Here is a 21,122-nt window from a genome sequence, read left to right as displayed (position 1 = left end):
GTAAGTGTTCGTATTACTGGAGTAAATGCGTGTTTGAACTGATTGCTGGCACTAAACGCCTCGCGTTATCTTCGCCCATTGTGATGGGCATTCTGAATGTCACTCCCGATTCCTTTTCCGACGGTGGTCAATATTCTTCTTATGAACTTGCCTGTCAGCATGCCGATGACATGGTGGCTCAAGGCGCGGGGATGATTGATATTGGTGGGGAGTCGACAAGGCCCGGCGCCGCCGAGGTGAGCCTAGCCGATGAACTTGCGCGGGTGATCCCGTTAGTAAAATATGTGGCGACGCACCATGATGTGTGGATTTCGGTCGATACCAGTAAAGCTGAAGTGATGCGTCAAGCTGTCGCTGCGGGTGCACACCTGATTAATGATGTGCGTGCCTTGATGGAACCCGGTGCGCTCGAAGCTGCCGCAGAGTTGCACGTCCCGATATGTCTAATGCATATGCAGGGCGAGCCGAAGAGCATGCAGTCTTCGCCGACGTATTATGATGTTATTGAAGAAGTGTCTACCTTTTTAATCGAGCGGATTGACGCTTGTATACAAGCTGGGATCCCCCGTGAATTACTCATACTTGATCCGGGATTTGGCTTTGGTAAAAGCTTAGAGCATAACTATGAATTACTGGCAAAACTCGACGCTTTTACCAAGTTTGATTTACCCGTATTGATAGGCTTGTCTCGTAAGAGCATGATAGGGAACCTCTTAGCAAAACCGACCTCAGAGCGTCTTGCTGGGAGCCTTGCTGGCGCTATGATAGCGGCCCAAAAGGGAGCTCATATCATTCGCGTACATGACGTTGCTGAAACTGTGGATATGCTCAAAGTGTTACAAGCGACACAAGCGTATTTTTAAGCATCGTTATGCTCTCGTTAAGCATTTAATTAATATTATGATCCCAAATCATTGGGACACATTTGAGTTTGTGGGGCGATATGAAAGAACGTAAATTTTTTGGAACTGACGGTATTCGGGGAAAGGTCGGTTCAGGTCAAATGACGCCTGAGCTTGCACTGAAATTAGGTTGGGCAGCGGGTCGCGTATTATCCCGCAGTGGTACCAAAAAGGTGATCATAGGTAAAGATACCCGTATTTCGGGTTATATGTTTGAGTCGGCATTAGAAGCGGGTCTTTCTGCCGCAGGTCTTAATGTGATGTTAATGGGGCCTATGCCCACGCCTGCAGTCGCCTATTTGACGCGTACGTTTCGCGCCGAAGCAGGGGTGGTGATCAGCGCATCACACAATCCTTATTACGATAACGGCATTAAATTTTTCTCGACCGACGGCAGTAAGTTAGACGATAACTTAGAGCTAGAAATCGAAGCTGAGCTTGAAAAGCCCCTCGTTTGTGTTGAATCACATCTGCTTGGCAAAGTGTCGCGTATTGAAGATGCCCGTGGCCGTTATATCGAGTATTGCAAAGGTAACTTCCCTGCAGAACACACGTTAACTGGGTTAAAAATTGTGGTCGATTGTGCCCATGGCGCAACTTATCATATAGCGCCTGCCGTGTTCCGTGAGTTAGGCGCTGAGGTGATTGCCATTGGTGATAAACCCAACGGGATGAACATTAATGACAAAGTGGGCGCAACGTCCATGGGTAAGATTTGCGAAACAGTTATTGCCGAAAGTGCCGATTTAGGTATCGCGCTCGACGGCGATGGCGACCGCATTATGATGGTCAACAGTAAAGGCGAAGTTATCGACGGCGATCAGATTTTATATATTCTGGCCTGTGATGCGAAATCTCGCGGCGTATTGCGCGGCGGAGTGGTCGGCACCTTGATGTCGAATCTTGGGCTTGATTTAGCCTTGCAAGCATTAGATATTCCCTTTGCACGTTCAAAGGTGGGCGACCGCTATGTGATGGAATTACTGAAAGAACTCGATTGGCGTATCGGTGGCGAGAATTCAGGGCATATCCTTAATCTTGACCACGGCACAACCGGTGACGGTATTGTCGCGGGGATTTTAGTGTTAGCGGCCATGCGTCGCCAAAATGCCACACTAGAAGAACTGACTTCTGCGATGGAAATGTTGCCACAGGTGTTAGTCAATGTGCGCTTTGAGGGCGAGCATGACCCACTTAAGTCAGATAAAGTAAAAGCGGCGCAGGCACAGGTTGAATCTGAGCTTGGCGTGCGTGGTCGAGTACTATTACGTAAGTCAGGTACTGAACCTTTGATCCGCGTCATGGTAGAAGGTGACGATCATAGTGCAGTATTGGCGCACGCAAATTTGATTGCGGATGCCGTAAAATCGGCAAGCTAATATTTGCCTATTTTGTAATGAGTGCGGCTGATACCAATTTAAAATTAAGGTGTTAGCTGCACAAATGAACAGAAATTAGCTTTGGTGTGTAAAAAATAAGCATTCCAACCTGGTATCTGAAAAAAATCGAATTTAGCTATTGTAACTTAATAAGTGGTTCGCTATTATTCACGCCGCTTTCAGAGGAGACAGTGATGGCACTCAGACGTCCTATGGTAGCTGGCAATTGGAAGATGAACGGCAGTGCGGCATTAGCCCAAGAGTTGTTCAAAAAATTTGCCTCTAAGCTCCAAAATGATTCAGCTGAAGTGGTTTTATGCCCGCCTTCTATCTATCTAGAGAGCGTTAGGCAACTGCTAGAAGCAAACAAGGAAGCGTTAGACGGTTCACTTGTTAGGATGGGCGCACAAAACCTTAGTCAACATGACTTTGGCGCTTATACCGGAGAAGTTTCAGGTCAGATGCTCAAAGATTCAGGATGTCGATATGTGATTATCGGGCATTCAGAACGTCGCCGTATGTACGGAGAGACGAGTAATATCGTAGCGGAGAAATTCGCCGCTGCACAAAAGCATGGCTTAACTCCCATTTTATGTGTGGGTGAGTCAGGTCCAGCACGTGAAGCAAGACGCACCTTTGAGGTGATTGCGGAAGAGTTGGATATAGTGATCCAGAAAAATGGCACTATGGCTTTTGATAACGCCATTATCGCCTACGAGCCACTTTGGGCTGTAGGGACAGGTAAAAGCGCTACACCAGAGCAGGCACAAGAAGTTCATGCGTTTATTCGCAAACGCCTCTCTGAAGTGTCTCCGTTTATCGGAGAAAATATCAGGATTCTCTACGGTGGTAGTGTAACACCTAGTAATGCTGCAGATTTATTTGCCCAACCTGATGTTGATGGTGGACTGATTGGCGGTGCTAGCTTAAACTCTAGCGAGTTTTTAAGTCTGTGTACCATAGCGATGAGCGCATAATATGTATGAAGTTCTAGTAGTTATTTACTTGTTGGTTGCATTAGGTCTGATCGGCCTAGTATTAATTCAGCAAGGTAAGGGAGCTGACATGGGGGCCTCTTTTGGCGCCGGTGCATCAGGTACTCTGTTTGGTTCAAGCGGTTCAGGTAACTTCCTGACACGCACTACGGCGATTCTTGCCATTGCGTTTTTTACTTTAAGTCTGTTGATTGGCAACTTAAGTGCAAACCACGCAAAAAACGAAGATTCATGGAAAAATTTAGGTTCAGACACTGAACAGGTAACACAACCTGTTGAGCAAGGAACCCAAAAGTCAGAAACGAAAATTCCTGACTAGTAAAAGGTGTCGCCGAGGTGGCGAAATTGGTAGACGCGCAGCCTTGAGGTGGCTGTGACCTAACGGTCGTGCGGGTTCAAGTCCCGCTCTCGGCACCAAATATAACTAAGATAGACGATATAAGTTCTCTCTTAGTTATTGCAAGAAATGACGATAGTCAATATACTTGCACACAGTTGACGCGGGGTGGAGCAGCATGGTAGCTCGTCGGGCTCATAACCCGAAGGTCGTCGGTTCAAATCCGGCCCCCGCAACCAGCTCCTAGTAACGAATAGTGTTTGAATTCGTTATGGTTTACAGGTTCTTGAAATTAATGACCTCGTGATTACGGGGTTTTTTGTTATCTGGGACTTTTAAATTTGTCGCATGCTTCGTATGTGGCGTTGTACTAGGGCTATTAAGCCCTTTTTTGTTTTTTCGGGGGTCAATCTTGGCAACGTTAGAATTCAGACTGGCAGAAATGCTCAAAGTACCTGTGGAAGCATTAGGCTTTCAGCTATGGGGCATTGAATATGTTCAAGCGGGTAAGCATTCCACACTGCGAGTGTTCATTGATGGTGAGAATGGTATCAATATTGAAGATTGTGCCAATGCAAGTCGCCAAGTCAGTGCTGTACTCGATGTTGAAGATCCTATTTCTACAGAATATACCCTAGAGGTTTCTTCGCCAGGCGTTGATAGACCCTTATTTACTGCTGAGCAGTATGCGGGCTATGTGGGCGAGGATGTAAAGCTTCAATTGACTATGCCGGTTGACGGCAGTCGTAATTTAAAAGGCGCCATCACTGCGGTCGACGGGCAAATGCTCTCACTGAAAGTGAATGGTAAAGAGTTAGTTGTCGCATTGGATAATATCCGCAAAGGCAACTTAATCGCTAAGTTTTGATGGTTTCAAGGTGAACGAGGCAAGACGAGATGAATAAAGAGATTCTGCTAGTCGCTGAGGCGGTTTCAAATGAAAAGGCCGTTCCACGCGAGAAAATTTTTGAAGCGCTAGAGATTGCTCTGGCCACAGCAACCAAGAAAAAATACGAAGGTGATATTGACGTTCGTGTTGCTATCGACCGTAAAACCGGTGGTTATGATACTTTCCGTCGTTGGATGGTGGTTGATGATCACGGTGAAGCGTTAGAAAATCCTTACCGCGAAATCACGTTAGAAGCGGCACGATACGAAAATCCAGACATCCAACCTGGCGAGTTTATCGAAGACGATATCGAGTCCGTGGTGTTTGACCGTATTACCACTCAAACCGCTAAGCAAGTGATCGTACAGAAAGTACGTGAAGCTGAACGTGCTCAAGTGGTTGAACAGTTCCAAGATCAAGAAGGTGAGTTAATCACTGGTATAGTCAAAAAAGCAACTCGCGAAAGCGTAGTGGTTGACTTAGGTAATAACGCTGACGGCGTGTTGTTCCGTGAAGATTTAATTTCACGTGAATCTTTCCGTCCAGGCGACCGCGTACGTGCATTATTGTACTCAGTACGTCCAGAAGCTCGCGGCGCGCAGTTATTCTTAAGCCGTACTAAACCTGAAATGCTGATCGAGCTTTTCCGTGTTGAAGTACCTGAAATTGCTGACGAACTGATTGAAATCATGGGCGCAGCTCGTGATCCAGGCGCGCGCGCTAAAATCGCCGTTAAGTCGAATGACCGTCGTATCGATCCAATCGGTGCGTGTGTGGGTATGCGTGGTGCACGTGTACAAGCCGTGTCGAATGAACTGGGTGGCGAACGTGTTGATATCGTGTTGTGGGATGATAATCCAGCACAATACGTGATCAATGCCATGGCGCCAGCCGATGTTGCCTCTATCATAGTTGACGAAGATAACCATTCTATGGATATCGCCGTTGAAGCCGATAGTTTGGCACAAGCCATTGGACGTAATGGCCAGAACGTACGTTTAGCGACACAACTGACAGGTTGGGTTCTGAACGTTATGACAGTGGAAGATATGAATAAGAAACACCAGGCAGAAAGTGCCAAGGTGGTTGAATTATTCGTTAACTCACTGGATGTCGATGAAGATTTTGCACAAGTACTGGCGGACGAGGGCTTTACGTCGCTCGAAGAAGTTGCCTATGTACCTGTGTCTGAACTATTGGCGATTGACGGTTTTGACGAAGATCTCGTTGAAGCCTTACGTGAACGTGCAAAAGCGGCGATCTCAACTCGAGCTCTCGCTACTGAAGAAGCACTGGATGGTGTGGAGCCAAGTGAAGAGTTACTAGCACTTGAAGGTGTTGACAGACACTTAGCCTATGTTTTCGCTAGCAAAGGTATTGTGACTCTAGAAGACTTGGCTGAACAAGGCATTGATGATTTGATCGAAATTGAAGAATTGACAGAAGAAAAAGCAGGTGAGCTCATCATGGCAGCCCGCAATATCTGTTGGTTTGGCGAAGAAGCATAAGTCGATCAACAGGGGGATTTAACTGATGGCAGATACTACCGTAGAGAAATTGGCCACGGAAGTGGGTAAAAGTGTTGAACGTCTGATTGAGCAATTCTCTCAGGCTGGAATTAAGAAAGGCCAAGCTGATAACGTGACTGAAGCTGAAAAGCAGCAGTTACTGGATTATCTGAAAAAGCAGCACGGTGGCGAAAATGCGCCAACGAAAATGACGCTGCAGCGTAAAACCGTATCGACCCTGAGTGTGGCCGGTAATGGTGGTCAATCTAAAGATGTTAAAGTTGAAGTTCGTAAAACACGAACTTTCGTCAAGCGTGATGCTAATGAGGCTACTCTGAAGGCTGAAGAAGAAGCGAAAGTCGAAGCAGAAGCTTTGGCAAAAGCAAAGGCCGAAGCAGAAGCTGCTGCGGCAGTAAAAGCGAAAGCTGAAGCAGATGCGAAAGCAAAAGCGGATGCAGAAGCCAAGGCGAAAGCCAAAGCAGCAGCCGAAGTAAAAGTGGTTAAAGATATGTCACCTGAAGCAGAAGCGGCTCGTCTAGAAGCTGAACGTTTAAAAGCAGCACAAGAAGCGGCGACAAAACGTAAGCAAGACGAAGAAGCGGCTAAAGCGGCAGAAACTGCTCGTCTATTGGCTGAAGAACATTCTAAGCGTTGGGCCGAAGAAGAGCGCCAACGTCTAGAAGCCGAGAAAAACGGTGATCACCACATCACGACTTCTAAAGTGGCACGTGCTGCTGAAGATACTTCTGATCTGGATGAAGAAAAACGCGGACGTCGTGCTCGTAACAAGAGCAACGCCAAAAAACGTGGCGGCAAAGATGCCCGTGACGGCCGTGAAAAACACATGCGTAACCGCAGTACAGCACCTGAGTCTATGGCGCACGGCTTCAACAAGCCAGTTGCAGCGGTAAGCCGTGATGTGCGTATCGGTGAAACTGTTACTGTTTCTGAACTTGCGCATTTAATGGCAGTTAAAGCGACTGAAATCATCAAACAGATGATGAAAATGGGTTCTATGGTCACGATCAACCAAGTGTTGGATCAAGAGACTGCCCAAATGGTTGCCGAAGAAATGGGCCACAAAGTTGTGCTTATCCGTGAAAACGAACTTGAGCACCAAGTGCTTAAAGATCGTGACGATGAAGATGGCATCAAGCAAGAGTCTCGTGCTCCTGTTGTGACTATCATGGGTCACGTTGACCACGGTAAGACGTCATTACTCGACTATATTCGCCGCGCTAAAGTGGCTGCTGGCGAAGCCGGTGGTATTACTCAGCATATCGGTGCATACCATGTTGAAACTGAAAACGGCATGATCACTTTCCTTGATACTCCTGGTCACGCCGCGTTTACCGCAATGCGTGCCCGTGGTGCCAAGGCAACGGATATCGTTGTGTTAGTTGTTGCTGCCGATGACGGTGTAATGCCGCAAACTATCGAAGCAATTCAACATGCTAAAGCCGGTAACGTGCCATTAATCGTGGCTGTGAACAAGATGGATAAGCCGGAAGCGGATATCGATCGCGTTAAGAGCGAATTGTCACAACACGGTGTTATGTCTGAAGATTGGGGTGGAGACAACATGTTTGCCTTCGTTTCAGCTAAGACAGGTGAAGGCGTTGACGAACTGTTAGAAGGTATCTTACTGCAGGCTGAAGTTCTCGAACTGAAAGCGGTACGTGATGGTATGGCTGCCGGTGTGGTCATTGAATCACAATTGGACAAAGGTCGCGGCCCAGTTGCTACGATTTTGGTTCAAGAAGGTACGCTACGCCAAGGTGATATCGTTCTGTGTGGTCTTGAGTACGGTAAAATCCGTGCAATGAAAGACGAGAACGGTCGTTCAATCACTGAAGCGGGTCCATCTATTCCTGTTGAAATTCTGGGTCTGTCAGGCGTTCCGTCTGCAGGTGATGAAGCAACAGTAGTACGTGATGAGCGTAAAGCGCGTGAAGTTGCCCTGTATCGTCAAGGCAAGTTCCGTGATGTGAAACTGGCACGCCAGCAAAAATCTAAGCTAGAAAACATGTTCGCGAACATGACTGAAGGCGAAGTGAAAGAACTGAACATCGTTCTTAAAGCTGACGTACAAGGTTCACTCGAAGCGATTACTGACTCGTTAACCGGTCTGTCTACCGACGAAGTGAAAGTGAACATCATCGCTCGCGGTGTGGGTGCTCTTACTGAAACGGATGCAACCTTAGCGGCAGCGTCTAACGCTATCCTGGTTGGCTTTAACGTGCGTGCCGATGCACAAGCGCGTAAGACAATCGACAGCGAAAGTGTTGATTTACGTTACTACAGCGTTATCTATAATTTGATTGATGAAGTTCGTGCAGCGATGACAGGTATGCTGTCTCCTGAATTCAAACAACAAATTATCGGTCTGGCTGAAGTTCGTGACGTGTTCAAATCACCTAAGCTGGGTGCAATTGCTGGCTGTATGGTTACCGAAGGTACTATCAAGCGTAGCGCACCAATTCGCGTACTACGTGATAACGTTGTTATCTACGAAGGTGAACTTGAATCGCTACGTCGCTTTAAAGACGACGTTGCTGAAGTTCGCAATGGTATGGAATGTGGTATTGGCGTTAAGAACTACAACGATGTTCGCGTAGGCGACCAAATCGAAGTATTCGAAACCGTCGAGATTGCTCGTACTCTGTAACGATAATAAGGGCGGCTTTAGCCGCCCTTATCAATTTAAGCTATGGTAAGAAATATTATGGCAAAAGAATTCAGTCGTACTCGTCGAATCGCTCAGCAGCTTCAGCAAGAACTTGCTCAAGTGCTACAGCGCGACATGAAAGATCCTCGTATTGGCTTTGTAACCGTGAATGACGTCGATGTCTCACGCGACCTTAGCTATGCCAAAGTTTTCGTGACTTTCTTTGAGGAAGACAAAGCCGTTGTTCAAGAAAAGCTAAACGCTTTGATCAGCGCCGCTCCTTATATCCGCACTTTAGTGGCGGGCCGTATGAAGCTGCGTGTGATGCCTGAACTGCGTTTTATCTATGATAGCTCGCTCGTTGAAGGTATGCGCATGTCTAACTTAGTTAGCCAAGTGATCAACCAAGACAAAGCGAAGCAGCAGCAATTTGGCAGCGAAGACGCTTCGGTTGAAGATGAAGTCTTAGGTGATGATGTTGCCGATGAAGCAGATGAAACGGAAGGTAAAGATTAATGGCTCGTCGTCCAAAAGGTCGTTTTATTGATGGGATAGTGCTGCTGGATAAATCCACTGGCATGAGTTCTAACTTTGCATTGCAAAGGGTAAAGCGCTTTTTTAATGCGAACAAAGCAGGGCATACGGGCGCACTTGATCCGTTAGCAACAGGTATGTTACCTGTGTGCTTAGGCGAAGGGACTAAGTTTTCCCAGCATCTGTTAGATGCCGATAAACGTTATTTGGTCACCGCAAAGCTGGGCGAGCGAACGGATACCAGTGATTCCGATGGCGAAGTGGTGCAAACCCGCGCCATTGATTTTACTGAGGCGCAGTTATTAACCGCGCTTGATTTCTTCCGTGGTGAGACTCAGCAAGTGCCTTCTATGTATTCCGCGCTTAAATATCAGGGCCAGCCCCTGTATAAATATGCCCGTGAAGGTATTGAAGTGCCGCGCGAATCTCGCCCTATTACGGTATTTGAGCTTAATTTCATCGGTCTTGAAGGCGATGAGCTGACCTTAGACATTCATTGTTCTAAGGGCACTTATATTCGCACTATCATAGACGACCTCGGTGAAATGCTCGGTTGTGGCGCCCATGTCATCATGTTGCGTCGCACTCAAGTTGCACAATATCCCTATGCAAGAATGGTTTCCTTAGAACAACTTGAAGCGCTTGTTGCTCAAGCACATGAACAACAGATAGATCCGAGTGTACTTCTTGATCCGCTGTTATTACCTATGGATACGGCTGTGGCCGATTTCCCTGAGGTGAATGTGCCAGATGCAATCGCCCCTTACTTAATGCAAGGTCAGGCTGTTCGGGTCCCTGTTAATGCAGACTTGAAAACCGATGAACTGGTGCGTATCACTTTAGGTGACATTCGCCGATTTGTGGGGATTGGAACTATGAACGAAGACGGCCTACTCGCGCCAAAACGACTCATAGTGATCCATGACGAGCCTGCAGAAACTGATTAGCCCGCTATCCATGAACAAATTAATTACTTAGTTCATGGATTAGTCTCCACCTTTTATTGCGCTAGGGTGGGTTTCTGGGTAGAATAGCGCGCCCTCTGGCTGAGTTAGTGATCGGCTAGAGATTCATATTATTTATTTGGAGATATACATGTCACTAAGTACTGAAGTAAAAGCAAAAATTTTGGCTGATTTTGGCCGTTGTGAAAACGACACTGGTTCAACTGAAGTTCAAGTTGCTTTATTAACTGCGCAAATCAACCATTTGCAAGCTCACTTCAAAGAGCACATTCACGATCATCACTCACGTCGTGGTCTGTTACGTATGGTTAGCTCACGTCGTAAGTTAACTGCTTACCTGAAACGTACTGACGTAGCACGTTACACTGCACTGATCCAAAAGTTAGGTCTACGTCGTTAATTTCACGTCGACTAACGCAAAAAAGGAGGCTTAGCCTCCTTTTTTATTGCCTAAAATTCAGTAGATGATTGCGTAAGCTATGTAGAATTTAGGCCTGAGCATGTCGATAGTATTAAGCCTATTACGCTGGCCTTAACACCGCCTAAACCTTAGCGCTGATTAAAGTAACCTAAGCTCCACGTAAGCCATCCAGAGTGCTTATCGTTGCTGTCTGTGTTGCTATATACAGGGCTTCAAATTCCGCTTGGGGCAGGGGTTGGCTAAAATAGAAACCTTGGCCGACTTGGCACTGATTCTCCTTCAACCAATCCAATTGCTGCTCGTTTTCAATTCCTTCGGCCACAATGGTCAAATTAAGCTGCTTACCCAACATCAAAATGGTCGATGCGATTGCGCTATCCCCAGGTAAATCGGACACGAAACAGCGGTCGATTTTCATGGTGGTAATGGGCAAATGGCGTAGGTAAGAAAGTGATGAATATCCGGTGCCGAAGTCATCGACGGCAATACCAAACCCTGCTGATTTAAGTTGTTCAAGCTTAGCGATGGCGAGCTCAATGTCGTTCATCAGCGAGGTTTCAGTGATTTCAATTTCCAGTAGCTCAGGCTGAATTTGATAACGCAATGCCATCTGTTTGATATCGGGTACTAAACTGGCATCGGCGAATTGCTGTGAGGCGACATTAATCGCAATCGGGATGGCATAGTTATATTTCTTCTGCCACTCCCTTAAGACTTTGCAGCTTTGCTCTATCACCCAGCGGCCGATCGGAATGATGATCCCCGTTTCTTCGGCGACGGGGATAAAAGAAACCGGACTGATGAGTCGGCCGTCTTTTTGCCAGCGGATCAGAGCTTCACAAGCAATCACTTTGCCGGTTTGCAGATCGAGTTTAGGTTGGAAATACAGCAAAAATTCGTTGTTTTTTAACGCATCATGCAAGGATGCTTCAGTGCGTAAACGCACAGCGGCGCGCTCTGTCATCTGTTGTTTAAAGAAAGCCCACTGATTCGAACCTGCAGCTTTGGCGCTGTACATGGCAATATCGGCATGACGTATCAAATCTTCTGCGCTGTTACCGTCTTCGGGATAAATGGATATCCCAATTGAGGCCGCAGGATGAATCGCATGTTCATTTAATTGGATAGGGACATTAAGCTGGGTAAGTAACTTATCAACAAAGTCAGCGGCTTGATCTGGGGTGTGTACTGTGTCGGCTAAAATCACAAACTCATCGCCACCTAAGCGAGAGACTGTGCCTTTATCGCCAACGAAGCGTTCAAGAATACGGGCGATACGGGCGAGGAATTGATCGCCCAATGCGTGGCCAAGGGAATCGTTAATATTCTTAAATCGATCTAAGTCGATAAACATCAAGGCAAAGCTGCGCTTGTGTACACGCGAACGTTGGATAGTGACTGCGATGGTTTCGAGCAATAATGTGCGGTTCGGTAAACCCGTTAGCGGATCTCGGGTCGCCATTTTGCGCAGTTTGGATTGGGTTTGGCTAAATTGGATAAGAATTTGGTTGAATTTCGAGGTCACTAGGCCGAGTTCATCATCCTTATGCGCATTGGACATAGGTAAGAGGTTTTCGTCCGGTGAGTCGGGTTCAATCTTATCTATGGCCTCACTAATACGCGCGATAGGTTGAGTTAAGAAACGATGGAAAACCACTGAAAGCACTAAGGTGAGTAAGAGTGCGCGGGCAAGAGTGGCGAAAAAACTAAATCTTAACTGCGAGAAAAGGGTGTTTGTCAGCTCTTGGGTATCGTAGAAAACCGTTAATGTGCCAATGAGTTGCTGTTGTTGGGTGCCTTCGAAATAAAAAGGTCGGTACAGCGGGCGAGAGATTTCTTTAAGATCATCAAATAATTTGTTACTTAAGCTGATAAATGTCTGCGAGTTATTCTTTTTATTATTGCTGACTGACACAAACATGGAACCATCGTCCAGCTCAATCACTGCTGAGCCGACATGCTCAACCTTAATGGCACCTTCTAAGGTTTGACGGGCTAAATTATCATCCAATGCCCAGACAGCATTTGCTGCAGGTTGTTCAACTGAATCAAGGAGTTCTTGCTGGGTAGTCGTGAGTTGTTGTTTGGTTGAGACGACGACTAAAGCGATTTCAACAATAAAAATAGCAATGGCAAAAAATAGGGCAGTAAATACGACTAGGTTAGTTTGTTTCCACGTCAGTGACTTAAAACGGCCTGTCATCGGGCGCATCCTTTATGATAATTATTCACCATCTGCGAGAATTTCCGTATCAATGTAAACCGCAACTCTTTGTTGATTTAACCACTTTAGTGAAAAGTTGCGTATTTGTCATCATTATCTGCTCTTTATCTATTGATCCGATTTGCAGTATACTTACGCGCGTAATTCAAGGTCATTAATTAAGGAATGGGTCACGTGAATCCTATTGTAAAGAGTTTTGAGTATGGTCAACATACAGTCACCCTGGAAACAGGTGTTATAGCGCGTCAAGCAGATGCAGCCGTTTTAGCGAGTATGGGTGACACGACTGTGTTGGTCACTGTTGTCGGTAAAAAAGAAGCAGATGCAGGTCGTGACTTTTTCCCTCTGACTGTTAACTATCAAGAAAAAACCTACGCAGCAGGTAAAATTCCTGGTGGTTTCTTTAAGCGTGAAGGCCGTCCTTCAGAAGATGAGACATTAATCGCTCGTCTGATCGACCGTCCAATTCGCCCTCTTTTCCCTAATGGTTTCAAAAACGAAGTTCAAGTTATCATTACTGTAGTATCTGTCGATCCACAAATCGAGCCAGATATCATCTCTATGATCGGTACTTCTGCGGCACTGGCTATTTCTGGTATTCCATTCAGCGGTCCTTTAGGTGCTGCACGTGTGGGTTACATTGATGGCGAATACGTGTTGAACCCAAGTGTTGCGCAACTTGCAACCAGCCAACTGAACTTAGTGGTTGCTGGTACTGCTGGTGCAGTATTAATGGTGGAATCAGAAGCCCAAGCATTGCCAGAAGAAGTGATGTTAGGTTCTGTTGTTTACGGTCACGATCAACAACAAGTGGTTATCAAAGCGATTGCTGAATTTAAAGCAGAAGCCGGTAAACCAACTTGGGATTGGACTGCACCAACGCAAGATGCCGATTTAGTTGCCCAAATCAAAGAGCTTGCTGAAGCTGGTTTAGGCGATGCATATAAAATCCAAGTTAAACAAGATCGTTATGCTCAAGTTTCTGTTGTTAAAGCAGCAACAAAAGAAGCCTTGTTAGCCAGCAATCCAAGCATTGATTTACGTGAAGTAGACAACTTGCTGGGTAGCTTAGAGAAGAAAGTGGTTCGTGGTCGCATCATCCGTGGTGAGCCACGTATCGATGGTCGTGAACCAGACATGATCCGTGCATTAAGCGTGTTAGCGGGCGTATTGCCACGTACTCACGGTAGCGCATTGTTCACTCGCGGCGAAACTCAAGCGTTAGTGACTTGTACTTTAGGTACTGAACGTGATGCACAGAAGATTGACAGCATCATGGGCGAGCGCACTAACCGTTTCATGCTGCACTATAACTTCCCTCCATACTCTGTTGGTGAAACAGGCATGGTGGGTTCACCTAAGCGCCGCGAAATCGGTCATGGTAAGTTAGCATGGCGCGGTATCAATGCTGTTATGCCTTCAGCTGCTGAATTCCCATACAGCGTGCGCGTTGTATCTGAAATCACTGAATCTAACGGTTCAAGCTCTATGGCGTCAGTATGTGGTACTTCACTAGCGCTGATGGATGCTGGTGTGCCTATCAAAACTTCTGTAGCGGGTATCGCTATGGGTCTAGTGAAAGAAGGCGATGATTTCGTTGTTCTTTCTGACATCTTAGGTGATGAAGATCATTTAGGTGACATGGACTTTAAAGTGGCGGGTACGCGTGATGGTATTACTGCACTGCAGATGGATATCAAGATCGAAGGTATCACCAAAGAAATCATGGATATCGCACTGCAACAAGCCTATGGCGCACGTGTACATATCCTGAACGTGATGGATCAAGCGATTGGTTCACACCGTGATGATATTTCTGATCACGCTCCACGTATCACTGTTATCAAGATCAACCCAGAAAAAATCCGTGACGTTATCGGTAAAGGCGGCGCAGTTATCCGTGCTCTTACTGAAGAAACCGGCACTACGATTGAACTGGAAGATGATGGTACTGTGAAGATCGCTTCTTCAAACGGCGAAGCAACCAAAGAAGCTATCCGTCGTATCGAAGAAATCACTTCAGAAGTTGAAGTGGGTCGTATCTACAACGGTAAAGTTATCCGTATCGTTGATTTCGGTGCGTTCGTGAACATTCTGCCGGGCAAAGACGGTTTAGTACACATTTCACAAATCAGTGATGAGCGTGTTGCTAACGTGTCTGATCACCTTGAACTGAACCAAGAAGTTGCTGTTAAAGTAATGGAAGTGGATCGTCAAGGCCGCGTACGTCTGTCAATTAAAGAAGCACAAACTAAAGAAACTGCCGCTGCTGAATAATGAGTCTTTGACTTATTATTGGCACACACTTTCTAAGTGATTGCATCAAAAGGAGATCAAATGATCTCCTTTTTTGTTTTTGGCATTAAGAAAGTCAGTATTAATCTTAATTCCCCAATAGCAGTCCTGTGGTGGGATTGCTATCATGAAGATTCTTCTGCGTATGTTGGGAATCTAAAAAGGTAGAAATGGATGAGTCTTAAAATTAGAACCGCTGTCGTTGCTGTGCTGGCGGGCGCCAGTCTGTTGTTAGCCGGATGCGCTACCACCCAGTCTCCTTTAGATAACCATAATGATGTTGAAGGTAAGTTGGTTATCGCACCTGTCATGCCCGATTATAAAGTGGAAGTGACGTTAGCGAAGCTCAACGAGATTTTGGCTACGGTCGAATTAACCAATGAGCAGAGAGCCAGATTTCATTACGATCGCGGTGTGATATACGACAGTGTGGGCTTAAGACTGCTCGCGCGCATCGATTTTATGCAAGCGCTGAAGCTGCAACCCGATCTAGCCGATGCTTATAATTTCCTTGGGATTTATTACACCCAAGAAGGCGAATACGCTAGCGCCTATGAAGCATTCGATGGCGTGTTAGAACTCGCCCCTAATTACGATTATGCCTATTTGAATCGCGGTATTGCCTTGTACTATGGCGACCGTAACGATTTAGCCACTAAAGATATGCAGGCATTTTATGCTGGTGATAATAAAGATGGTTATCGCGCATTGTGGCTGTATTTGATTGATTTTAAAGATGATGCAGTTGAAGCTAAAAAACAGTTAGCTGAAAACCGTAAGAATTTAGATAATGATGCTTGGGCGACCGTTATCGTTGATTATTATTTAGGTACAAAGAGCCATGATGAGGTGTTTGCTGCTGCGAAAGTTGGCTTAACTCATCCAAAAGAATATGCCGAACGTTTATGTGAAGCTTATTTTTACCTGGCGAAAATGGCAATAGAAAACAAGCAATATCAAGATGCTGCTAATTATTTCCGCCTCGCACTGGCGACCAATATTTATGATTTTGTTGAACATAGATATGCGCGTATTGAGCTCGCTAAAGTCAAAGGTTTGCTCGAAGCCACAAAATAACCCTCATCTGCCCGAGCTCATCTCGGGCTTTGCCTAGCCAAGCTCGAACTGAGGCGCTATAATTTGCGCCTTTTTAGCGATACTAGTGCATAGGTTAACATGTCAGGCAATAAAGTAGAGGTCGATAAACGTCGCACCTTCGCGATCATATCGCACCCAAAAGATGCCCCTACTGACTCGATATGACAAACAGTTAATTTTTATTTAATTTAGCTATAATTATCAATAGTTAAGAATATCCACACTAGACACCTCATGACGTCCTCCCTTCTCTTTAGACACCAAAAACTTGTACAAATTTGCGTACAAATTTAGACTGTACACACTCGGTTTAAAAACTTTGTACACAGTGAGTTTAAAATGTCCTTATCTGACACATGGTTAAAGGCTAATTTATCTAAAAGTTACCCCAAGTCTTTTGAACGCGCAGACCGTGATGGCCTGAGTGTTAGGGTGTCTCCGAAAGGTAAGATTACTTTCCAAATCAGATACCGCTATGTTGGCAAAGCCTGCCGAGTTGACTTAGGCTCTTACCCACTTATGTCACTTAAGGATGCAAGAACTGAATGCGTTAGATTGCGTGCAGAGCTTGAGCAAGGCAATAACCCGAAGACCGTAAAGGAACTTGAGCACAAAGCTGTTTCTACAGCGCTAACAATGTCTGAGTTGTTCATGCAGTGGTATGAGAGTTATTGTGTGGCTAATAAAACCAGTCACGCTGAAATTTTAAGGTCCTTCAAATTACACGTTCTGCCAAAGATAGGTCACTTGCCTGCAGATAAAGTCTCGCTACATATTTGGCTTGATGTTATCGAGACCAAAGCAAAAACCTCACCTTCAATTGCCGATAGATTACTCACAAATGGAAAGCAATTACTTAAGTGGGGCGTCAAGCGGCAATTACTTAAGTCAAACGTATTGGTTGATATCAGCGCCAAGAGTGACCTACAAATAACTAAGAATGTGGGTGATCGCTCACTTAACAATGATGAAATTCGGTTGTTTTGGTTAGCGATAGAAGGGTCCAGAATTGCACAAAAAAATAAAATCTTTCTCAAGCTCAATCTTATCTATGGCTGCCGTAATGGTGAATTGAGGCTAAGCAAAAAATCAGACTTTGACTTCAATACTATGGTGTGGACTGTACCTCCTGAAAATCATAAAACAGGTAAGGTAACTAAAAAACCATTGCTCAGGCCAATCATTCCAGAGACAAAAGAGTTGATTGAAGAAGCCGTGCTTTTGAGTGGTGACGGTGAGTTTTTATTTAATAATGAAGGCACAGATCAGCCAATGGGGCGTTCTTCATCGCTTTCTCTGCCATACAATATTATCCAATGGCTTAAGAAGAACATGAGCTATGAAATGGAACACTGGTCAATACACGATTTGCGTAAAACGGCTCGGACAAACTTTTCAACTTTAACCGAGCCGCATGTCGCCGAGATCATGTTGGGCCATAAACTGCCAGGGCAATGGCAAGTTTATGACCACTATGAATATCTAGAAGAACAAGCTAACGCATATAGTGGATGGGTAGAAAGACTACGTAAAATCACGGCCTAGCATTAGGCTGCATGCTGTGATGTATCGACTCCGGCTGCTTCCCATTCCTCTACATCATCAATTGCCCATCGGTTATAACTTCCAATGGCTAATATTCTGGGTAGTGGGAAAGGATGTTTTTCTCGCTGCATCCACCGAACAATTGTGCGGCTTGAACATCTATAGCGCGCAGTTAAATCCTTAGTGGTCCAATAGCCTTTAATTACGGGTTTAGCAGTAGACTTAATCATCATTTACCTTCCTTTGCCAATTCCTCGGCGAGTCGTTTTAAAAATTGTTGGCAGCTGCCGGCTTGTTTGCGGGGCAGGGTGTACCACTGGCGCAAAGCGTCTTTGATTACTGCAGATTGCTTCATGCTGCTTCCTTATCCTTAGGTGCGAAAAACAGCGCGACGGGGCCATCTTCGGTGTCGTGAATACTCAGCAAGAATGAGCCGGCCTTGTCGCAAACGGGGTGCCAGTCACTGATATCGGTATCGCCCTCGTCAAAGTAACGCTCGATGAGGTTTTCAGGCGCATCGAGTTCAAACCAAATCGCTACAAACTCGCCGCCTTGGCGTGCCGCCCATGCTTCACACTCCACACGGGTCACACCTTCATCCCACTCGGGCAAATCTGGATGGGTCCAATAACCTTCTTCACGTTCTACAGTTGCTGCTTGTATCGACTTCATGCTGCTTCTCCTTGGCGCTGGGCTTGATATGTTTGCCATGCGGGCAAATCAGTGTTTGATACTCGCCAATCAAGCTCGCCAGCCTTGTCATAGGCCACTGAGCCGCCATATTGAGCACCCTCAAAAGTAAATGTCGCAGTGCAATACAGCTGTGGATATGCACCGTTAAACGCCGTGAAGGTCAGATCAGGGCGCAGTGATAACAGCTGTTGCTTAAAGGCTTCGGCCTTGGCATTGTGCTGCGCAATGTCAGCTTGCTTTTTTGAATGGCACGCCGCGTTGCAATAAAACGCCTCGCCGATGCAGATCACCGCTTCAATGTCCGTCGCATTGCCTTCATCGTCTTCGGCTTTAATTGGGTTGCCGCAGTGGTAACAGGTAAAACACCAACCATCCGCCAGTAACACTTGATAAGGCACGTTGCCTTGCTCAGCGTATTGGTCATATTCAGGGCAGCGAGTCACTGACATATCATCTTCAAAGGTCAGATTGAGTTCGCCCGCACCTATGCGGCGAGCGGCGGCAGCATGTTGATGAAACACAATGCACGCGGCGCCCTCGCAATGTTCTTGTACTTGAAACGCTTTTATCTTGGGTGTGCTCATGCTGCTTCTCCTTTTATCCTGAGTTTTGATTCTGCGTTGAGTGCGAATACTTCGGCGTCGGCTTGGCCGAAGTCGCTGCACTCGATGGCGTTAAAAGACTTACAAATGCCCCAGCCGTGATAGTTGTTGGGGGTGTACTTCACTTCGATTTGTTGCTGATCGCACATCAAGGTGAAGTAGGGCTTAGATAATGTGACCACGCCCGCTTTAGTGCTAAACGTATTCATGCCGCCTCCTTGTTTTGGCTGTCGCTGGTTTGGCTGACTGGCGAATGGCAGGGTAGGCGCATTGGGTGATATCGGTACGAATACACTATGGTGCGGCTAATGCCCTTGGCGAGGTTGGTTAAGCCGTTGCCCAATGCTTGCCAGTAGAGGCAATCTAACGCGCCGAGCGCCAGTGCGATTTTGATGCTGTCGCCCGTTGTGGCCTTGAGTAACAGGCTTAACTTATGGCTGCGGTAATGATTTAACAGATGGCGAAACGCCGCTGATTGAGTCATTTAGGCCACCTGCTTCGGTTGCAAAGGGCTTGTTAGCAAAGGGGGGGGTTGCAGCTTGGCCCAGTCGATGGCTTTAATGGCCTCGACCGTGGCGGCGATTTGCTCTAGCTTCTTTTGCCCGCGCATAAAGTTTGAAAGCTCAATACCGTGGCGAGCCGCCGCGCGTTCGGCGGGCAGGGCGCTGGTGTAATGCAGCGTTAACGCGGCAATCACCTCGGGCGAACTAATGCGGGTAAGCGACAGCAATAACGCAACGCGCTCTTGTGATTCAAAGCCTGGGAGTAAGTGGTTCATGCTGCCTTTCTCCTTGCCTTCAATTCTTCGCAGCTTATGGATACCGTGAAATCAAGCTCCATGCGTTCGCTATATTGATCAGCACAGCTATAGGCTTCGTAAGGATTTAATCCCCAAGTAATGCAGCCACAATGTGGGCAATTGCCACGCGTTTTACCTGTGGTTCGGCGGGTGCGTGGTCGCTTGGGTTTACGAATGCCAGCAGCAGTGATCATGCTGCGCTCGTTGATGTTGGCTGCTTGAAAAGTGCGGCGTGCGATGGCGTCTATGTCGGTTTTGGCATAGATAGTGGCAACGATACCTTGTGTCTTGAGTTCGTTTACTCTGACTAGCGCAACTTGGTATGCAAACACGGCAGATGCCTTGTAACTTACAGAGCTAAAATCGACTGTTAGCCAATAAACATCATTGCCATCAGTGCGATCCCCAATGCGAATAACGTATTCATCACAGCCTGACTTTTCACCCTCATCGCCAAGATACTGGTGATCAACGCGCACGGTTGATTGCTCATCGACAAGATCCTTGCTAAGTGGAGCGTCAGTGTGACGGCTATTAAATTGGCGCTGTGCTTCTTCAAGGGTAAAAACCTCAGCTAGTTCTAAGTTGCTGGTGTAGCCGCCACGGTCTGCCCAAAACATGCAAGTAGTGCCAACATTGCCGCGCGAATCACGCAGGTAGAATAATGGGTTCATGCTTTCACCTTTGCCTGAGTCAGTGACAGGATCCAGTTGCGTAACTCAATCATTTGAGGGCACAAATACATTGACGCGACATAGGTGTATAGATGTGGGTAATCATGCTGTTTACGCCTGATAAACCAATTTGCATCAGCTTCGGTGAGGCAGGATTTAATGACCTCTTCAATTTCTTGAAAGTGAAGTTTGGTGAGGCATGATGGCAAATCGTAATGATCTGAATCAACATCAAAATCTTCGATAAACGCTTGAGTGAATACGTCGGCAAATGATTCGATTTCATCGTGATAAGATTCGATCTTGTCGTTCTCGAATAACCACGTTTTGCACCATTCGGCATCATGCTCTAGCAACCATTCAGCAAGGTTGCTTTTATCGCCATCATCCGAGCGATAGAGCGTTGAATAATCGCCGTCTTCACCGTAAAAAATCTCCCAGTGATGATCGTTGTAGCCTTCTTGAGTCACTAAGTAGCGCTTGCAGCGCACTTGCCAGATTGGCTCCGCAGTAATGCGATTATCTTGTTGGTGCATTTGCTGAGACATTTCAAGCAAGAATGCGGGGATTTCGTTGTGTTGGCTCATGTTGATT

At 46.3% G+C, this 21,122-nt stretch carries 23 protein-coding genes and 2 tRNA genes; 15 read left to right on the top strand and 10 right to left on the bottom strand.

Features of this window, described 5'->3' with window-relative positions:
• Nucleotides 1-29 precede the first annotated feature (29 nt).
• The 12 genes from folP to rpsO all read left to right on the top strand — a co-directional run bounded on the left by folP (nucleotide 30) and on the right by rpsO (nucleotide 10,577).
• Nucleotides 30-863 (top strand): dihydropteroate synthase, encoded by an 834-nt coding sequence (gene folP / locus AC5YB3_RS06150; protein WP_432362422.1) that lies wholly within the window; start codon nucleotides 30-32, stop codon nucleotides 861-863.
• 80 nt (nucleotides 864-943) lie between these two features.
• Nucleotides 944-2,281 carry a phosphoglucosamine mutase gene (gene glmM / locus AC5YB3_RS06145; RefSeq protein ID WP_011847518.1) on the top strand — a complete coding sequence of 446 codons (1,338 nt, stop codon included), beginning with the start codon at nucleotides 944-946 and terminating at the stop codon, nucleotides 2,279-2,281.
• A 194-nt stretch (nucleotides 2,282-2,475) separates the two neighbouring features.
• Nucleotides 2,476-3,258, top strand: coding sequence for a triose-phosphate isomerase (gene tpiA / locus AC5YB3_RS06140; RefSeq protein WP_006082720.1), 783 nt, complete (start codon nucleotides 2,476-2,478; stop codon nucleotides 3,256-3,258).
• A gap of 1 nt (nucleotide 3,259) precedes the next feature.
• Nucleotides 3,260-3,595: a preprotein translocase subunit SecG gene (gene secG, locus AC5YB3_RS06135; RefSeq protein WP_006082719.1), complete on the top strand. Its 336-nt coding sequence runs from the start codon at nucleotides 3,260-3,262 to the stop codon at nucleotides 3,593-3,595.
• Nucleotides 3,596-3,606: 11 nt separating this feature from the next.
• Nucleotides 3,607-3,693: transfer RNA gene (locus tag AC5YB3_RS06130), tRNA-Leu, on the top strand.
• A gap of 82 nt (nucleotides 3,694-3,775) precedes the next feature.
• A tRNA-Met gene (locus AC5YB3_RS06125) sits at nucleotides 3,776-3,852 on the top strand.
• Nucleotides 3,853-4,025: 173 nt separating this feature from the next.
• A complete protein-coding gene (gene rimP / locus AC5YB3_RS06120) occupies nucleotides 4,026-4,481 on the top strand; it encodes a ribosome maturation factor RimP (protein ID WP_006082718.1) in 456 nt (151 codons plus the stop codon).
• A gap of 29 nt (nucleotides 4,482-4,510) precedes the next feature.
• Entirely contained in the window at nucleotides 4,511-6,010 is a 1,500-nt protein-coding gene (gene nusA, locus AC5YB3_RS06115; protein ID WP_006082717.1) for a transcription termination factor NusA, read from the top strand.
• Nucleotides 6,011-6,035: 25 nt separating this feature from the next.
• Entirely contained in the window at nucleotides 6,036-8,678 is a 2,643-nt protein-coding gene (gene infB / locus AC5YB3_RS06110; protein WP_006082716.1) for a translation initiation factor IF-2, read from the top strand.
• Between the two features lie 57 nt (nucleotides 8,679-8,735).
• Entirely contained in the window at nucleotides 8,736-9,194 is a 459-nt protein-coding gene (gene rbfA / locus AC5YB3_RS06105; protein WP_226059925.1) for a 30S ribosome-binding factor RbfA, read from the top strand.
• Nucleotides 9,194-10,159, top strand: a complete 966-nt coding sequence (gene truB / locus AC5YB3_RS06100; RefSeq protein ID WP_006086939.1) for a tRNA pseudouridine(55) synthase TruB — start codon at nucleotides 9,194-9,196, stop codon at nucleotides 10,157-10,159. Before rbfA ends, truB begins: the two co-directional genes overlap by 1 nt.
• A 148-nt stretch (nucleotides 10,160-10,307) precedes the next feature.
• Nucleotides 10,308-10,577: a 30S ribosomal protein S15 gene (gene rpsO / locus AC5YB3_RS06095; protein ID WP_006082713.1), complete on the top strand. Its 270-nt coding sequence runs from the start codon at nucleotides 10,308-10,310 to the stop codon at nucleotides 10,575-10,577.
• 169 nt (nucleotides 10,578-10,746) lie between these two features.
• On the opposite strand, the gene AC5YB3_RS06090 is transcribed toward rpsO, so the two are convergent.
• Nucleotides 10,747-12,801 (bottom strand): putative bifunctional diguanylate cyclase/phosphodiesterase, encoded by a 2,055-nt coding sequence (locus AC5YB3_RS06090; RefSeq protein ID WP_427613821.1) that lies wholly within the window; start codon nucleotides 12,799-12,801, stop codon nucleotides 10,747-10,749.
• Between the two features lie 195 nt (nucleotides 12,802-12,996).
• Here AC5YB3_RS06090 and pnp point away from each other — a divergent pair, with 195 nt between their 5' ends.
• The 3 genes from pnp (at nucleotide 12,997) to AC5YB3_RS06075 (ending at nucleotide 17,760) form a co-directional block, all read left to right on the top strand.
• Nucleotides 12,997-15,099, top strand: coding sequence for a polyribonucleotide nucleotidyltransferase (gene pnp / locus AC5YB3_RS06085; RefSeq protein WP_006082711.1), 2,103 nt, complete (start codon nucleotides 12,997-12,999; stop codon nucleotides 15,097-15,099).
• A 192-nt stretch (nucleotides 15,100-15,291) separates the two neighbouring features.
• Entirely contained in the window at nucleotides 15,292-16,194 is a 903-nt protein-coding gene (gene nlpI, locus AC5YB3_RS06080; RefSeq protein WP_006086937.1) for a lipoprotein NlpI, read from the top strand.
• Between the two features lie 360 nt (nucleotides 16,195-16,554).
• Nucleotides 16,555-17,760 (top strand): tyrosine-type recombinase/integrase, encoded by a 1,206-nt coding sequence (locus tag AC5YB3_RS06075; protein WP_173243273.1) that lies wholly within the window; start codon nucleotides 16,555-16,557, stop codon nucleotides 17,758-17,760.
• 2 nt (nucleotides 17,761-17,762) lie between these two features.
• Here the strand turns inward: AC5YB3_RS06075 and AC5YB3_RS06070 are convergent, their stop codons facing one another.
• From AC5YB3_RS06070 to AC5YB3_RS06030, 9 genes are read right to left on the bottom strand one after another with little or no spacing between them, the layout of a single operon-like run.
• On the bottom strand, nucleotides 17,763-17,993 hold the full coding sequence (locus AC5YB3_RS06070) for a hypothetical protein (protein ID WP_254306298.1): 231 nt from the start codon (nucleotides 17,991-17,993) through the stop codon (nucleotides 17,763-17,765).
• Nucleotides 17,990-18,115: a hypothetical protein gene (locus tag AC5YB3_RS06065; RefSeq protein ID WP_012089916.1), complete on the bottom strand. Its 126-nt coding sequence runs from the start codon at nucleotides 18,113-18,115 to the stop codon at nucleotides 17,990-17,992. Before AC5YB3_RS06065 ends, AC5YB3_RS06070 begins: the two co-directional genes overlap by 4 nt.
• The gene (locus tag AC5YB3_RS06060) at nucleotides 18,112-18,432 is read right to left on the bottom strand and encodes a hypothetical protein (RefSeq protein ID WP_311990680.1); all 321 of its coding nucleotides are present in this window, start codon (nucleotides 18,430-18,432) and stop codon (nucleotides 18,112-18,114) included. The genes AC5YB3_RS06065 and AC5YB3_RS06060 overlap by 4 nt, the downstream gene beginning before the upstream one ends.
• On the bottom strand, nucleotides 18,429-19,037 hold the full coding sequence (locus AC5YB3_RS06055) for a hypothetical protein (RefSeq protein WP_494526755.1): 609 nt from the start codon (nucleotides 19,035-19,037) through the stop codon (nucleotides 18,429-18,431). Before AC5YB3_RS06055 ends, AC5YB3_RS06060 begins: the two co-directional genes overlap by 4 nt.
• A complete protein-coding gene (locus AC5YB3_RS06050) occupies nucleotides 19,034-19,264 on the bottom strand; it encodes a hypothetical protein (RefSeq protein ID WP_011847800.1) in 231 nt (76 codons plus the stop codon). Before AC5YB3_RS06050 ends, AC5YB3_RS06055 begins: the two co-directional genes overlap by 4 nt.
• Nucleotides 19,261-19,539, bottom strand: coding sequence for a hypothetical protein (locus AC5YB3_RS06045; protein WP_263236788.1), 279 nt, complete (start codon nucleotides 19,537-19,539; stop codon nucleotides 19,261-19,263). The genes AC5YB3_RS06050 and AC5YB3_RS06045 overlap by 4 nt, the downstream gene beginning before the upstream one ends.
• The gene (locus AC5YB3_RS06040; protein WP_494526754.1) at nucleotides 19,540-19,833 is read right to left on the bottom strand and encodes a hypothetical protein; all 294 of its coding nucleotides are present in this window, start codon (nucleotides 19,831-19,833) and stop codon (nucleotides 19,540-19,542) included.
• Nucleotides 19,830-20,528, bottom strand: coding sequence for a hypothetical protein (locus tag AC5YB3_RS06035; RefSeq protein ID WP_494526753.1), 699 nt, complete (start codon nucleotides 20,526-20,528; stop codon nucleotides 19,830-19,832). The genes AC5YB3_RS06040 and AC5YB3_RS06035 overlap by 4 nt, the downstream gene beginning before the upstream one ends.
• Entirely contained in the window at nucleotides 20,525-21,115 is a 591-nt protein-coding gene (locus tag AC5YB3_RS06030) for an ead/Ea22-like family protein (protein WP_494526752.1), read from the bottom strand. Before AC5YB3_RS06030 ends, AC5YB3_RS06035 begins: the two co-directional genes overlap by 4 nt.
• Between the last annotated feature and the right edge of the window lie 7 nt (nucleotides 21,116-21,122).

The organism is Shewanella sp. 1311 (assembly GCF_059338235.1).
This window is presented reverse-complemented; position numbering and strand designations above follow the sequence as displayed.